Raw genomic sequence first — 16,672 nt, forward strand, 5'->3', positions numbered from 1 at the left:
TTTATAAAAAGCTAAAAAATTGTTTGTTGACGTTCTTGTTTGTTTAGTTTTCAAAGAACAAAGCTTCTAAAATTCTCATTCATCGCTCGCAAGCGACTTGATTAATATAACATGATTTGATTAGCCATGTCAACACTTTTAAAAACAGAAACCGTCTCCTGCGAAAAACTTTAAATCATTCGTTCGCAGCGACGGTTATTAATATATCAAGGATTTCACAAAAGGTCAATAGCATTTATTGTTTTTTTACAATAATTTTTTACTCACCTTATAACATCTATGGAAGATTCCGTGTCCCTTTGTATCAATGCTAACAACATCTATAAACCCTTTTTCATTTAGATACTCAATCATTACAGCAAGATCTACAGAATAAGGAATTAACTCTTTTTCATTTTGAATCTCATTAAATGTCCAATATTCCTTCGTACTAAGAACATCCAAAAGATGAGCACAGCCTATTTTAGTTCGAGAATGAATCATAAATTCACTGGCTAAAAATAATAACTCCAGCCTCTTTTCAATTGGCTCTTCACTGTTCACGAGCTCTTCGTATAATTTTACAATCTCAGGTTCTAACTGTTTTACCTGCTGCCAAACAGTTAGTTCTGGATGAAGACCATTTTCGATCACAGCTAGTCTCGCTAAGTGGTGCAAAGAGTGGACAACATAATTATAGGCATCTAAATATTGTTTATTTTCAAAAAGTGCTTTTCCATCTACATACCTTCTAATTAACTTTGCAAATTCTAATCCCATTTTAACCTTACGTCCATTAAACGGGAATTCTCGAAGCTCTGTTTTTAAATTTGCTATATATTCATTTCGATCAAATAATACTTTTGCATGCTGGAGCCACTCAAATATTTTTCGATTCGTTCCTAATAATAGCCAATCTTTTAATTGGGCCTCAGTAACAATATGCATCGCAGCCTTTTTATCATTATAAGTGTAATGCTTAATCAATACAGGCTGCTCTCCCACTTTTACAATAATTAAAAGAATCACATCAAAAGTATCTGTCGTATGACTTGATTTATGTCTTTTTTCTACCATTAATACCCCAAGAGTATTAGATTGACTAGCCCTTTCCTGATAAATGGGCCGAAGAATGTCTTTCATCCATCATTCCTCCATTTTTTTCGATAACTATAAGTTCGACAGTAATAGTAAATCTCCTTTAAATAGAGGAGACATATTTCGACATTCTTTAACATAACCTTTTTTCACCAGAAGTAAATATGTTATAGTTTGGCTAGGAGGGAGAATTATGGCTAAATATTCAAGTAAAATTAATAAAATTCGTAGTTTTGCATTATCCTTAATATTTATAGGTTTTATCGTTATGTATGGTGGAATATACTTTCGTAACTCTCCACTTATTATGACCATTTTTATGCTTTTTGGTCTTTTATTTATTATTGCAAGTACGGTCGTTTATTTTTGGATTGGGATGCTTTCAACTAAAACGATACAAGTAAAATGCCCAAGCTGTGGAAAACACACGAAAATGCTCGGAAAAGTAGATATGTGTATGTATTGTCGGGAACCTTTGACACTTGATCCAAACCTAGTAGGCAAAGAGTTTGATGAATCGTATAATAAAAAATCTCAAAAATAAAAGCCGATTTTAAATAATCGGCTTTATTTCTATTAATGCACTTCTTTACTTGTGCACTCAGGGCATGTTCCGTAAATTTCCATACGGTGATTATTAACTTTGAATCCCGTAACATGGGAAGCGAGATGTTCTACTTCATCTAATCCTGGGTAATGAAAGTCCACTATTTTTCCGCAAGCTTCACATATCACATGATAATGATGTGATGTAACAAAATCAAACCTGGCTGAAGCATCACCATACGTTAATTCCTTTACTAAACCCACTTCACGAAATACTCGTAAATTATTATAAACTGTCGCCACACTCATATTAGGGAATTTTCCTTCTAAGGCTTTATAAATATCATCTGCTGTAGGATGTGACATTGAGTTTATTAAATATTCAAGTATCGCATGACGTTGTGGAGTGATCCGTACTCCGGTTTCCTTTAAGGTTTCCAAAGCTTCTTTCAATTGAGTCATCGTCATGCACCTCTATTCCAAAAGTATTCTTAAATTATAATTGTTATAATTAGTTTACTAAGGAATTAATACTTTTGTCAATATTGTAATATCATTATCAAACAAATGTTTATTAATTATCTTTGTGTAACGTTTGCTCTTTACTCCCCAGCACATGATTAACAAAACGAGCGGTTACAAATAAAAGATCAGAAAGTCTATTTAAATAGGCCAAAACAAGTGGATTAACTTCTTCCCCCAAAGAAACCGCACATCTTTCTGCCCTTCTAGCAGTTGTACGAGCAACATGGAATGCAGCACCTGCAGAGTGTCCTCCAGGCAAAATAAAATTTGTTAGTTCCGGAAGTGATTTATTTAGCTCGTCAATTTGCATTTCCATTTCCTCGATATCACTTGCTTTAAGAGACCACTTTACTTCCTTTCCTTTTGGGGTAGCTAGCTCTGCTCCAACGTGAAAAAGATTTGTTTGTATTTTATGATACACATTCTCGATTAATTCTTTCTTTTGAAAAGTTTCACGATGTAAATAACTCATTGCAAGTCCAATCATTGAATTAGTTTCATCACAGGTTCCATATGCTTCAACTCGCAGGTCATTTTTTGCAACCCTTTGTCCGTAAATTAACGATGTAGTTCCTTTGTCACCCGTTTTTGTATAAATCTTCATTTTTTATCCCCCATTTTTAGCTATATTTTATCTTATGTATATTATGAATGTTATTAGTCAAATTCAGTGCATTTCCTTCATCATAACATCTAACCAATGTCTATAAAATAAAAACATATATGAAGACAAAAAAAAGGGCCGATAGTCGACCCTACAAGTTTTATCTGAGGAGGTATGCCCTAATAAAATGATATTCAAACCTGATGGCTTTGCATTGGACAAATGCCTTTACTATAGAAATTAGGCAGTCAGATAAGATTTTCTTTTATGTATATTAACGCNNCCTTAACCTTAACCTTTCTCCATTCCTTTACTAGGTTCCCACTTTTATCAATAATAAAAGTCGATCTTTCAATTCCCATATATTCATTTCCAAAGTTTTTCTTTAATTTCCATACATCAAATTCTTCTGCTGCATAATGTTCAGTATCAGCAAGCAGCAGGAATGGCAATCCATATTTTTCTATGAATTTCTGATGACGTTCAACTGGATCAGGACTAATCCCGAGAATGACGGTATCTAATTCATTAAATTGTTCACTTTGATCACGAAAGTCACATGCTTCAGTCGTACAACCTGGGGTCATATCCTTAGGATAAAAATACAATACAACATTTTTTCCTTTAAAATCTGATAATTTTACTTTTTCACGATTACTTGCTGGCAGTTCAAAATCAGGAGCCTGCTTTCCTATTTCAATTGTCATAACGTAAATCACCTCATGAAAAATATTTTCTTCCATAAGCCTAACCAAACATTCTCAACAATACAACTATTTGATTTCTTTCACTTCACGATCCATCAATGCCCGAGCAACAAACGCAGCTGGTAATGTATATCCAATTAACGCTTCAACAACAGCAACCATCCTGCCAACACCATGGGGAATTACATCGCCATTACCAACAGAAAACAATGTCATGGCACTGAAATAAAAACTTGTTTCAAACAGGTTATAGCTATTTTCATGATTTGTTTCTACTAGCAATGATATCCCCTTTAGCTCAAACAACAAATAAATGAGTCCAAAGCCAAGAATAACGGTTAAATAAATAGACCCTAAAAAAAGAGCATTTTCAATTGAAACAAACTTTCCTTTTACTGTGTTAGGAATAAACATCGTTCTGATACTCATAAAAATACAGAAAATAACAATAGGAAGTAAGAAATAGAACACGAGCAGACACCTCTATTGAGTTAGTTAGTCTATTTCTATGCAAGCTTGGACTATATATATGTAGAGAATGAAAATTTTTCAAAAAGTGAAACAAATAAATGTCCATTAAAAAAGTGCTAAAATAGGAAGGAAATAATTAATAGGAGGAAAAAAGATGCAATTTATTAATTCCGAACGGATACATAACGAAGCGCTCGAGCATATTGTCGGTGGAGTAAATAGTCCCTCACGTTCATATAAAGCTGTTGGCGGCGGTTCTCCAGTCGTGATGGAGCGGGCACAAGGTGCTTATTTTTTTGATGTTGATGGAAATCAATATATTGACTATCTGGCTGCTTACGGTCCGATTATTACAGGGCATGCCCATCCACATATCACCGAAGCTATAAAAAGGGCGGCGGAAAGTGGTGTGTTATTCGGAACTCCAACACCACATGAGGTAAAATTTGCGAAAATGCTTAAGGAAGCAATGCCCTCTTTAGAGAAAGTTCGGTTTGTCAACTCTGGTACAGAAGCTGTTATGACAACCATTCGGGTTGCACGTGCCTATACGGGCAGAGATAAAATTATTAAGTTTGCCGGCTGTTATCACGGACACTCTGACCTCGTGCTTGTTGCAGCTGGTTCTGGCCCGGCTACACTTGGAACACCTGATTCTGCTGGTGTTCCAAAAAGCATTGCACAGGAAGTGATTACTGTACCTTTTAATGATATTGAGCCTTTTAAAGAAGCATTAGAAAAATGGGGAGATCAAATAGCAGCTGTTCTTGTAGAGCCTATCGTTGGCAACTTCGGAATTGTTGAACCAAATCCGGGCTTCTTACAAGAAGTAAATGACCTTACCCATGCTGCCGGTGCACTGGTAATCTATGATGAGGTCATTACAGCATTCAGATTTATGTATGGAGGAGCACAGGATTTATTGGGTATCCAGCCAGATCTAACAGTCCTCGGAAAAATTATCGGCGGCGGTCTGCCGATTGGTGCCTATGGCGGGCGAAAAGAAATTATGGAAAAAGTCGCCCCGCTCGGACCTGCCTATCAAGCTGGTACAATGGCTGGAAACCCGGCTTCTATCTTATCCGGAATTGCCTGTTTGGAAGTCTTAAAGCAAGAAGGTATTTATGATTATTTAGACCGCTTAGGCGCAATGCTGGAAGAAGGAATTTTGAAAGCAGCGAAAGAACACGATATTCAAATTACCATCAACCGTTTAAAAGGGGCCTTCACCGTTTATTTTACAAATGAAAAAATTGAAAACTATGAGCAGGCCGAAAATACTGATGGCGAGACATTTGCACGATTCTTCAAGCTTATGCTTCATCAAGGTATAAACTTAGCACCATCAAAATACGAAGCATGGTTTTTAACCATTGCGCATACAGAAGAAGACATTGAAGCAACACTTCATGCGGTTAATCATGCATTTTCTCTACTTAAAGACGAATAAATATTCATTTTTTATGCACTATTAGAGAGTGGTAAACACACTCTCTTTTTTATCGACTTTTTTGAAAACGTTTACATTAACATCTTTATACAACTTTACTAGTCAAAATTCCCCTAAATTCTCTATCCACTTTATTGTATATTTATTTGATTTCTGAATATTCATATGATACTATTAATTTATTATTTTTTTATAATGATTTTTTCAATTTTCCCCGCTCTTTTTGGCAACAAATCTCACATTAATAAGCTCTATAGGAGGTGAAGCGGCTTTAGAGGATCATTCCCTGAAGCCCAATTTAAATGACCAAAAGATGGACCCCTTCCCAATTTAAAGATTTCCATAAACATGAACACGATGCCTGCGGAATTGTCGCTTGTCTCGAAAAGAACAAGCAGCCGACTAGAAAAAATATTTTTGATTGTATTGATGCCCTAGTTACAATGAACCATCGCGCTGGCTTCATAAACGGTGAGGGTGATGGAGTTGGAATACACGTTGATATTCCAAAGGCTCTATGGAAGGAAAAATTACAACTTGCTGGTATTGACCCCTCTCATGTAGACAAAGAGAGCTTTGCGGTTGGCCATGTGTTTATCAGCAAAAAAGTGAACTGGGATTCTATTAAACTAGAATTACTTCAGAAACTTAAAAAATATAATTTAGAAGTCATTTTTGAAACAACTCAAGTAACCGATTCAAGTGCGCTTGGTCCCATTGCGATTCAAGAAAACCCAATTTTCTGGCAGTTCGCCTGTCTTTCTGGAAAGTCAGAGAAAGAACTAACAAAGGTATTATTTGACGCGATCATTGATTTAGAAGTGAATGATCAGGTTCATGTAGCGTCTTTAAGCCAAAATCATGCTGTCTATAAAGTAATGGGTGCAGGGGATATCCTCCCACGCTTCTACAAAGATTTAGCCAACCCAATCGTTGCCTCCTCTGTAACGCTCGGCCATAATCGATATTCTACAAACACACTTTCAAGTTTTTTCCGAGTACAGCCATTTAGTGTACTAGGACACAATGGAGAAATAAATACAATTGCAAAGCTTCGTGACGAAGCAAAAATGATACGTGTTCCACTTGTAAAGGACGGCAGTGACTCACAAGATTTAAGCCGGACAATGGAAACATTAATTTGCCGTGAAGGATATACATTATTTGAAGCAATTGATCTTTTGTTCCCTCCAATTATCAATGAAATTAAATCCTACTCTGAAGATTTACAAGATTTATACACTTATATCCGCGAGGCATGGGGGCATTTTGCACAAGGTCCAGCAGGGATTATTTCCAGATTTGGGGATGAAGCAGTTTTTAGTGTCGATGCTTTAGGTCTACGACCACTTTGGATGCTTGAAACCGAGACTTCTTATTTATTTTCATCTGAACCGGGGATCATTCCTTCCAGTGAGTATGTTAACGATCCTAAGCCATTAGCACCTGGAGAAAAAGTTGGTTTTAAATGGGGCGATGGTACGTTAGAAGTTTACGACCAAAACCGCTTCCAACAAGAGGTTTTTAACCGTTTTTCGAATCGCTTAAATCTTCAAGATGCACGAGCTCGATTACTGGTACCAGCTTTAGAAAAAACAATTACCATGAATTACCCTGACAAAATTCATAATGGGCAATATAAAGCTTTTGGTTGGGAAAGAGATCACATCCAGTTAATTGAACAAATGGCTGAAAAGGGTGTTGAACCAATTCGCTCACTTGGACATGATGCTCCGCTCGCAGCACTTAATCCTGAACGCAAAAACATTGCGGATTATATTAAAGAAAGCGTTGCAGTTGTTACCAATCCAGCCATTGACCGCGATCGTGAAACGGAGCATTTTTCAACACGCGTTATTATCGGCAAACGTCCTGCTTTATTCACGAATGAAAAGACAGAAACGGTACTTGAATTAACCTCCCCCCTCCTGTTAGAAGGCAAAGCAGGTTATAGCTGTTCAGAGTCCATTGGTCAGCCTAGCTTTGATCAAGTTATTGGGTATTTCCAAAAACAAAAACTTGTTACGTTTATTCCGGCAACTTTTAGGAAAGAAGAAAATATTGATGCTGCCTTAACAAGAATTTCTGATGAAGCCATTCAAGCCGTCCAATCAGGAAAGAGTTTACTTGTCCTCGATGATGCAAACGCACATCAGGAAGATTTCTATTGGATTGACCCGCATTTAGTCACCTCTGCGATTGACCAGGCATTAGTCAAGGCCGGATTACGAAGAGATTGTTCACTCGTGATACGGTCTGCTGCGATACGTTCTCTTCACGATATGATTACTGTTTTTGGATTAGGTGCCGATTTAATCAGTCCATATTATATGTTTATGACCGTTCTCGATGAAGACAATAAGCCGCTGATTAACCTATATAGTGCTTTAACAAAAGGACTTGAAAAAGTAATTTCAACCATCGGCATTCATGAACTACGTGGGTATGGCAGACTTTACTCAAGCATTGGTTTACACGAAGATATCGCTAATGTATTAAATATTGTAAACTTCTTTGGCTCAAAGGATATTGAGAATGATTTTGAAGCCATGAAGAATGACTCTTTTTCCCGAGCTGAAGATTACCAGAATGAAAAAGAAAGAATCGGTAAAACCTTTCACCTTTTCCCGAGAATTTGGAAGGCGATTGGTGAAGTGGCAGCAACTGGCGATTACACTGCCTACAGAGATAAAATCAGCGAACAAGAAGAGCAGAACCCTACAACTATTCGACATTTAATTCAATTAAAAAAGAGTAATCAAGTCATTTCACCAGAGGATGTTGACATCCGTGTTGGTGAGCATGATTTGCCATTTTTAATATCTTCCATGTCGTTTGGGTCACAAAATGAGATTGCCTTTAGAGCTTACGCTGAAGGCGCTGACCGCCTAAATATGGTCAGTCTCAATGGTGAGGGCGGAGAGATTAAGGATATGCTTGGTAAATATCCAAAAACAAGAGGGCAACAAATTGCCTCTGGACGATTTGGCGTAAACGCTGAGCTATTGAACTCTTCTAATCTATTAGAAATCAAAATCGGTCAAGGTGCGAAGCCTGGTGAAGGCGGGCACTTACCTGGTTCGAAGGTAACCGCTAAAGTTGCAGCAGCTCGTAATGCAACCCTTGGATCAGATTTAATTTCGCCATCAAACAACCATGATATTTATTCAATTGAAGACTTAGCACAAATGATTCTTGAATTAAAGACAGGTAATGACCAAGCGAAAATTGCCGTTAAAGTACCCGTAGTACCGAATATCGGAACCATTGCTGTCGGCATCGCTAAAGCAGGCGCTGATATTATTACATTAAGTGGATTTGACGGCGGTACAGGTGCTGCAAGAATTCATGCCCTTCAGCATGTTGGACTCCCAGTAGAAATCGGTGTCAAAGCTGCCCATAACGCCCTACTCGAAAGCGGACTCCGCAATAAAGTAGAAATATGGGCAGACGGTGGCATGAAGAGTGCTATGGATGTCATGAAGGTCATGCTTCTAGGTGCAAACCGTGTTGGCTTTGGAACTCTTTCCATGCTGGCAATCGGATGTACAACATGCCGTGGATGTCATTTAGATACATGTCACGTTGGTATTGCTACTCAAATTGAGTCAGAGGTTCAAGCTAAGGAACATGGACTTCGTCGTTTTGTGCCACGCCAGCTCGACTTGGCTGTTAATGGAATCATGAATTTGTTTTCGTCCTTCGGAAACGAATTAAAAGCTCTTGCGGCTTCTATCGGTATTACGAATTTGCAAGAGGCAGTTGGACGTTCTGATTTATTAGAGCAGGTTAAAGGAAACAATCAGCTTAGCTTATCCTATTTATTAAAGCCATTAGAAATTAGCCAATTCACAAAAACAGAAGAATCAAAGGCATTCCAAGAGGTTCAAATGCAAGTTGCTGTAGGTGCTGAGTATCTAGACGCGAGCATCGAGCAATTACATTCTTCTCGTGAGTTTGATCGTGTTACCTCTGAACAAAGAGTGTTAGGAAGCAGAGTTTCGTGTCACCGTGTTCGCGGACGCCTGGATGGATCATACCAACAGCTCCCTCCTGTTCAGCTTAAGTACAAGAATGGCTCAATTCCTGGTAATGGCTTAGGTGCCTATAATAGTGGAGGAATTGACATCACTGTTAACGGCGGCGGACAAGATGGCGTTGGAAAAACTTCTTTTGGAGGAAATATCTTTATCCTTAAGTCTAAAGGAAAAGATGGTAACTACTATAATGGTTCTGTAGGTAAAGGTTTCGGTTATGGTGCACAAAAAGGCCTTTTAGTAGCCCAAGGTAATGCGGATGCACGTGCCGGAATTCGCCTTTCTGGTGCTGATATCATCATTGGAGGTTTCGTTAAGAAGCATATTCCGGAAAAAGAGGCTGGAAATATAGGATCCAATGCTAACATTAAAGGATTTGCCTTTGAATATATGACGAACGGTCGAGGATTAGTTTTAGGGGATCCAGGTCCATGGATTTGCGCAGGTATGACCGGTGGCGTTGTTTACGTTCGCCAACAGCCTGAAGTCGGCTTAACTGCCGAAGCAATTAAAAGAAGGATTGCTAAAGGCGCTAAGGTATCCGTCATGAATTTAAATGAAAATGGTAAAAATGATGTGAAAGAGCTATTAGGTAAATATACAGATTTGCTTGCAACGGACGGGCAGACGGAAGAAGCAAACCTGCTTCGTACTTTGCTCTCTAACCCAGAAGAACACTTTGTTCAAATTGTTCCAGTAAAAGAACAAGCTGACCCAGCTGTATCTACAGAATGATTTTTTTAGGAACGTCCGCTTTTAAAGTGGACGTTCTTTTCTGCATTACAAAAAATCTTTCACTGGTGTCAATAAAATTTCATACAATATCTCTTGATAAAATGTTTTAATCACTGTATAGTACGTAAATGTTCATTATAGAGTAAACTAAGAATAAGTCACTTAAATTTGAAAGGAAACATTTTAGTATGAAGTTAGGTGCCCGCATCTTTAAAACGGGAATTGCCATTGTCTTATCCCTTTACTTAGCACAGCTCCTGCACTCACCCGCTCCAGTATTGGCAGGTATAGCGGCAATTTTTGCAATTCAGCCAACGATTTATCGTTCCTATTTAACGATTATTGAACAAATACAAGGGAATTTAATTGGTGCATTGCTCGCAGTCATTTTTGTCCTTCTAATCGGAAATCATATTTTCATTATTGGATTGGCAGCTATTATTGTTATTACCATTAATCTAAAGTTGAAAATTGGAAATACGATTGGACTTTCACTTGTTACACTGCTTTCAATTATGGAAACCCCTGGAACTGACTTTATTCCGTTTGCCGGGATCCGTTTCTCAACGATTATGATTGGTGTATTTTCCGCCTTTGTAGTCAACCTAGTATTCCTGCCGCCAAAATATGAAAAGAAGCTTTATTTTAAAATCTCTGGAACCACTGATGAGATTATTCGCTGGATACGGTTAAGTACCCGCCATGACTTCGATCATAATCTTTTAAAAGCAGATATTGAAAAATTGAAAGATAATTTGATAAAAATCGGACAGTACTACTTAATGTATAAGGAAGAAAGAATTTATTTCAAAAAGACCAGTTTAAAAAAGTCGAGAAAACTAGTGATTTTTAGGCAGATGACCTCGACGGCTAAAAGAGCACTTGATACTTTAAAAAAACTTCATCGTTATGAAAATGAAATGCTTCACCTGCCTGAAAGCTTTTTACAGTCGATACAGGAGCAGCTTGACAGTACTATTTACCACCATGAGCAATTAATGCTCCGTTTTATTGGCAAAGTTCCTACGCCCGTAGCTAGTGAGGCTAGTATTTGTATTAATAACAAGGAATTATTTAATCTGTTCCTGACACACCAAAAATTATATACAAATCAAGATGATCCACATTTATACCATACTATGCAAATTATTTCTTCCATTATTGAATACGGAGAACAAGTTGAACATCTAGATACTTTGATAACAAGCTTTTATTCGTTTCATGATAATGAGGTATCGATTGAACAAAAGGAAATAGAATAAAAAAGAAAACTTACCGGAGGTTGGTAAGTTTTCTTTTTTACATACTATTCTTTCGATATAATAGCTACGAGGAGGTTGGTAACATGAAAGCCATTCAAGTTACACAATTTGGTGGACCTGAGAAATTAGTCTATACAGACGTTAAGGATGTAATGCCAGGAAATGGAGAGGTTTGTATTCGTTTACATGCGGCAGGTGTCAATCCGAGTGATATTTACACATTAACAGGTACATATGCGTTTAGTATACCTCAGTTGCCCTATACACCAGGATTAGATGGCGCAGGGATTGTGGAGTCTATTGGAGAAGGGGTCACAAATGTTCGCGTTGGTGATCGTGTGTTTATAGCATCCTTAGTGCAAAGTAAAAGTACAGGCACATTTGCACAAAAAATGGTTTGTGATGCCAATTCGGTTCACCTATTACCAGGAAATGTTTCTTTTGAACAAGGTGCAGCATTAGGAGTTCCCGCATTGACTGCCTATCGTGCATTATTTCATCGTGCCTGTCTGAAGCCTGGACAAACTGTATTTATTCATGGAGCCAGCGGCGGGGTTGGATTACAGGTTGTACAAATGGCGAAATCCTACGGTGCTAAAGTGATTGGTACAGCAAGTAAACCAGAAGGTAAAAAAATGGTTCAGCAAGCTGGCGCAGATGTTGTCATTGATCATGTGACCGAAGCAACGATTGAAGATGTATTAGCTTTAAACGATGGCAATGGACCTGACGTCATTATTGAGTTTTTAGCAAATATTAATCTAGAGACAGATTTAAAGCTGATTGCACCATTTGGTAAAATTGTAATAGTTGGAAATCGTGGTTCCATTGAAATAAATCCACGTCTTGCCATGCAAAAAGAATGTGATATCTTAGCAACTGCCCTTTGGAACGCACCAAAAGATGAATATATACAAGGCATTCAGGGTGTAATTACCATGCTGACGAGCGGCGCACTTCGTCCCATTATTGGGACAACATTGCCACTCCAGCAAGCATCACAGGGCTTTGAACAGCTGGCAAAAGGTATAGGAAATGGTAAACTTGTTTTAACCATTGACTGATTTTTCATTTAAAAGATCTTCAACCGGTTTGACCAGTATAAATAAAAGAGTTCGAGAGATTTCCTCCCGAACTCTTTTATTTTGCTTTGTTTCATTCCTATGACCTTATTTCTTCCGTTTATCCTTCTTGCAATTCATGGTATAGCTTTAACAGTCTTTCAACTGTATGCTCCCAGGTAAAATTGTTTCTTACCCGTAAAACACTTTCCTGGCCCATTTGCTGTATTTTTGCCGAATTTGACAACAAGTAAAGAATGTATTTAGTTATTTCCCCACGCACATTATTAGGGTCTATTAAAAATCCGGTTTTTCCGTGTTCAATAATTTCAGGCATACCGCCGGATTTTGTGGCAATGACAGGGGTACCAGTAGACATCCCTTCTACATTTACAAGTCCAAAAGCTTCATTTTCTGCAGAAGGAACTACTAGTAAATCTGATATTTGAAACAATTCATGAATCTTATCATGTGGTATAAAAGAAGTAAAAACAACGTAATCTTTTATTTCCTCTGTCTGTTTAATTAAACGGGCAGCATATTCCGTATGTTTAGAAGAAAATTCAAGTGTGCTTCCTGCAATTACTAGCCGAATAGAAGGGTCAGCTTTAATTAGCTCTGGCATAGCTTCTAAAATATGGTGCACCCCTTTAATTTCGATTAATCTACCTACATACAAGAGAATTTTATAATTGGACACACCTAGTTCTTTTTTTAAAACCTCTAATGAGGACCTACTAACAAGCTCCCACTTTGATTTAAATTGTTCAGTGTTTACACCCAAATGATTAACAATAATTTTTTCTGAATTACAATTGGTTTGGTTTACTATATAATTCTTTAAAAAATGGCTATTTACCATAATTGCATCCGTCTGATTTAAATAACTAATTAGTATTTGCTCGTTCATGAATGGTGGGGAGATAAATTTTACGGAATGGAGGTTAAGGATTATCTTAGCATTTGGAAATGCACGACGAATGGCTTTAACGATTCTGGGGCGATTCTCTATTTGAATAATATCAGGCAAATCATGTTGCAGTTGCTCTATTACTTGTTGAATATAAGTCTTGGTTTTAAAGGAATATCGATAAAAGGTTATGTTGCCGCTTCTTTCAATGAATAATTGTTTTCTCGTCTTCATTCCAAAAATAATTACATCTACATCTTTTTGAAAAAGTTTGGATGTATGTTGGACAACCAACTCAACTGAACTGGATTTACTGCCAGGTATAGGATAAGATCCTGGCGTAATGATAGCTACCTTAAGCCTTTTCACCTCATTTCTACTCCTTTCTGAGACACTTTATTTTACTAGCTTACGCACCAAGGAATTGAAGGGTGTGTACAGGCTGCCAAATTTTTGAAAAATAATTATATTATTGACCCTTTTATACCCCAGATACATAAGATGGTAAAAACATATTTATAAACGAAGGAGCGAAGATTGATTTTAATGGAAGAATTAAAAAACGGCAGATATGTTTATTTTCATGAGCACATAGGCGAGGGTCGAACAAGCAAGGTCTTTAAAGGATTCGATACAGCAACCAAGAGGGAAATTGCGATTAAGCGTATGATAAAAAGTGAAGAGGCAAATAAAGAATCGAATATCATGAAAAAAATCCCTAAACATCCCTTTCTCTGTGAATATATAGACTTTTATGAAAATCAGCTCTACGCCTTTATTATCATGGGGTATTTAAACGGTGAAAGACTTGGTTTCTATAAATTTGGCAATATTTATCCCCTTAACAAAGCAATAGAAATAACTATGAATATTCTAGACGGGATAGAACCTTTTCATGAAGCAGGAATGCTCCACTGTGATCTTTCACCTCACAATATACTACTCTCTAAAGATCAAAAATCCATTCAAATTATAGACTTCGGGTGCACAGTTCAGAAAGACAAAAATGGAAAATTCAATGGCAAGCCTATGATAGGCACATTAGGATTTTACCCGCCCGAACAAAAAATGAAAGGTAAATCGTCTCTTGACGATAGTACCGATCTTTATAGTATAGCTTGTATCTTTTTATATTTAATAAATGGAAAAGCCCCTTTCTTTATTAACAAGACTTGTAATCAAATAAGTAACCCCGCTCTAAAAAGTATAGTAAAAAAGGCGACAAGCTATAAAAAAAGCGATCGCTATCAATCTGCTAATGAAATGAAAGAGGCTATTTCCTCTCTTCGAAGGTAAAAGGCCCCCTCTACTGTATATTAAGAAAGGAGTAAATCATGCAAAGCAAGTCAATCGGCATCATGATCACTACCGTTAGTGTGAGGAAACAAGTATTAATTGAGAACTTAGAACGCCTAGTTACGTTTATCCCTTCGCCCTTTACAATCTATATATATAATGATGCAGGACCTCAGCTTTATGATGATATTAAGACGGTCATTCCTGTATCAAAAAACAAGGAAATCACCCTTCTTTGCTTCAATGAACTTGGAGAAATTAACAAGGACCCAGTTGGGTGTGGAGGCGGCCGTCATTTTTTATTTGAACAAATGAAAGAAAAATTTGATATTATTATTTCTCTTGATGATGATATGCTTATTAAAGAAGGCTGGTTCGATGCTATCTTGAAAGGCATTGAAGACTACCCAGAGCATTCTATTTATACGGGGGTTGTCACAGATTCACGTGGAAGAGTTCAAATTGCAGGTTCAAGGATGAAATTTACTAGAAACTCCTTGAAAAGGAGAGAAAATCGTACGGTTTCAGGAATATATACCGTAACGGACTGGGGACCTTTAGGTTGTTTGGTCCTTTGCCGCCATGCCCTAAAAAAGGAAGTAACCATTCCTAATCTATTTGTCCGAGAAGATTCAGCCTTTTTCCTTATCTGCAGGAATTTAGGTATTAATGAAACCATCGTATGCAAAAACGCAGTTGCCGTTCACAAGGCGCAAGCTGTTCCCAGCTCAAATCTTCGCCAGCCTGAGAAACTGCAGGAAGCGAAAGATTATTATAAAAAGCATTATGGACTGGATATGTGACAAATGTAAAACACCTCCATTTGTTTCTAATGGAGGTGTTTTTTCATTTTCACTTTAGTTTTGTATTAGGATATATCTTTCTATCCCCAAAGGATAGATCCATATCGTCCAGTTGTTTGGACATTCCACTTACTATTGTTTCAAGTGTATCGTGTTCTAACCAATCATCACCATCAAGTTCCAATATATATTCACCCAATGCAAATTTTAAACCTATATTTAATGCTCTTGCCTTTCCGCCATTTTCAATTTTAACTGGAATAATTCTAGTATCGTTATATTGGAGAATCTCTTCCCACGGATTATCTGTAGAACCATCATCAATGACGATCAATTGAAAATCTTGTAAGGTTTGATTTAATACACTTTCAATCGCTTGTCGAATATTTTTTCGCTGATTATAAAAACGAGTCATTACGGTAACCTTAGGAGTATTTCCTTGCTTCATGTGATGATAATGACTTGCTGCAATACTTTTTATCCTAATGTCTTCTGGTTGTGTAATGGTAGTATAAGCATGTTCCCCATTTAATCTATATTCCATCAGAAAATGGGCGATAAATTTTATTTCACCAATCCTTAGAAGGCGAATCCAAAACTCATAATCTTCAACCTTTTCGAATTTAGAATCATATCCTCCCGCTTTATCATAAGCAGATTGTTTAAATAAAAAGGATGCCCCTATAAAATTTTGTTGAAGTATGTCTGCTTTATTCCGAGACATAAAATCTTCCAGTTTTTTTCGACGAATTTCATCATTCACCCTATTTTTTCCATTTTGATCAATAAGTTTAAAAAGTGAATAGACTAAAACCGTTTCCTCAGGTGCATTTACCAAATGTTTGTAAAGCGTTTGTAAAAATTTAGGATCATGTCGATTATCACTAGAAACCCAAGTTAAAAATCGACAGTCATTTAAATGAGAAAATCCTTGATTTAAAGAATACGCAATCCCTTTATTCTCATTCCGAAAAATGATTTCGTAAGGAATGGTTAACATTTTAGATGCTTTTTTTACAGCTTTAACGGTTTCTGTATTAGCACCATCAATGACAATGACTAATTGAAAATTACGAAATAGTTGGGATTCTAATGATTTAATACATTCATAAATATACTGTGGTCTCTGATTGTAAACTGGAAGAACCACTCCAATCTCCATTTTTCCCCTCCTTTTAAAAAACGAAT

14 protein-coding genes are annotated in these 16,672 nt (G+C 37.0%); 7 read left to right on the plus strand and 7 right to left on the minus strand.

The annotated features are described in order from the left end of the window. Positions 1-246: 246 nt before the first annotated feature. Positions 247-1,122: a nucleotidyltransferase-like protein gene (locus tag V7124_RS17105; RefSeq protein WP_335491373.1), complete on the minus strand. Its 876-nt coding sequence runs from the start codon at positions 1,120-1,122 to the stop codon at positions 247-249. Between the two features lie 145 nt (positions 1,123-1,267). On the opposite strand from V7124_RS17105, the gene V7124_RS17110 reads away from it, so the two are divergent. Next, a complete protein-coding gene (locus V7124_RS17110) occupies positions 1,268-1,621 on the plus strand; it encodes a YgzB family protein (RefSeq protein ID WP_335419465.1) in 354 nt (117 codons plus the stop codon). A 32-nt stretch (positions 1,622-1,653) separates the two neighbouring features. Here the strand turns inward: V7124_RS17110 and perR are convergent, their stop codons facing one another. The 4 genes from perR to V7124_RS17130 form a co-directional block, all read right to left on the minus strand. Next, positions 1,654-2,091 (minus strand): peroxide-responsive transcriptional repressor PerR, encoded by a 438-nt coding sequence (perR, locus tag V7124_RS17115; RefSeq protein WP_335419455.1) that lies wholly within the window; start codon positions 2,089-2,091, stop codon positions 1,654-1,656. Positions 2,092-2,197: 106 nt separating this feature from the next. After that, the gene (locus V7124_RS17120; protein ID WP_335419453.1) at positions 2,198-2,752 is read right to left on the minus strand and encodes a cob(I)yrinic acid a,c-diamide adenosyltransferase; all 555 of its coding nucleotides are present in this window, start codon (positions 2,750-2,752) and stop codon (positions 2,198-2,200) included. A 248-nt stretch (positions 2,753-3,000) separates the two neighbouring features. Next, complete coding sequence (gene bcp, locus V7124_RS17125) at positions 3,001-3,459, minus strand: thioredoxin-dependent thiol peroxidase (RefSeq protein WP_335491377.1); 459 nt, start codon at positions 3,457-3,459, stop codon at positions 3,001-3,003. Between the two features lie 66 nt (positions 3,460-3,525). Further along, complete coding sequence (locus V7124_RS17130) at positions 3,526-3,888, minus strand: potassium channel family protein (RefSeq protein ID WP_335491380.1); 363 nt, start codon at positions 3,886-3,888, stop codon at positions 3,526-3,528. A 196-nt stretch (positions 3,889-4,084) separates the two neighbouring features. On the opposite strand from V7124_RS17130, the gene V7124_RS17135 reads away from it, so the two are divergent. From V7124_RS17135 to V7124_RS17150, 4 genes are all read left to right on the plus strand, one after another. Further along, positions 4,085-5,380, plus strand: a complete 1,296-nt coding sequence (locus V7124_RS17135) for a glutamate-1-semialdehyde 2,1-aminomutase (RefSeq protein ID WP_335419443.1) — start codon at positions 4,085-4,087, stop codon at positions 5,378-5,380. Positions 5,381-5,682: 302 nt separating this feature from the next. Further along, entirely contained in the window at positions 5,683-10,152 is a 4,470-nt protein-coding gene (locus tag V7124_RS17140; protein WP_335491384.1) for a glutamate synthase-related protein, read from the plus strand. Positions 10,153-10,340: 188 nt separating this feature from the next. Beyond that, complete coding sequence (locus V7124_RS17145; RefSeq protein WP_335419438.1) at positions 10,341-11,414, plus strand: FUSC family protein; 1,074 nt, start codon at positions 10,341-10,343, stop codon at positions 11,412-11,414. Between the two features lie 83 nt (positions 11,415-11,497). Then, positions 11,498-12,478, plus strand: a complete 981-nt coding sequence (locus tag V7124_RS17150) for an NADPH:quinone reductase (protein WP_335491387.1) — start codon at positions 11,498-11,500, stop codon at positions 12,476-12,478. 118 nt (positions 12,479-12,596) lie between these two features. Here the strand turns inward: V7124_RS17150 and V7124_RS17155 are convergent, their stop codons facing one another. After that, entirely contained in the window at positions 12,597-13,754 is a 1,158-nt protein-coding gene (locus tag V7124_RS17155) for a glycosyltransferase family 4 protein (protein ID WP_335491389.1), read from the minus strand. A 177-nt stretch (positions 13,755-13,931) separates the two neighbouring features. Here V7124_RS17155 and V7124_RS17160 point away from each other — a divergent pair, with 177 nt between their 5' ends. Together V7124_RS17160 and V7124_RS17165 are read left to right on the plus strand one after the other, a co-directional pair. Then, complete coding sequence (locus tag V7124_RS17160) at positions 13,932-14,681, plus strand: serine/threonine-protein kinase (protein ID WP_335419461.1); 750 nt, start codon at positions 13,932-13,934, stop codon at positions 14,679-14,681. A gap of 38 nt (positions 14,682-14,719) precedes the next feature. After that, positions 14,720-15,484, plus strand: coding sequence for a glycosyltransferase family 2 protein (locus V7124_RS17165; protein ID WP_335491393.1), 765 nt, complete (start codon positions 14,720-14,722; stop codon positions 15,482-15,484). Between the two features lie 49 nt (positions 15,485-15,533). Here the strand turns inward: V7124_RS17165 and V7124_RS17170 are convergent, their stop codons facing one another. Continuing rightward, on the minus strand, positions 15,534-16,646 hold the full coding sequence (locus V7124_RS17170; protein ID WP_335491397.1) for a glycosyltransferase family 2 protein: 1,113 nt from the start codon (positions 16,644-16,646) through the stop codon (positions 15,534-15,536). Between the last annotated feature and the right edge of the window lie 26 nt (positions 16,647-16,672).

The sequence above is a fragment of the Neobacillus niacini genome (assembly GCF_036961885.1).
Classification (GTDB): Bacteria; Bacillota; Bacilli; order Bacillales; family Cytobacillaceae; genus Neobacillus; species Neobacillus niacini_H.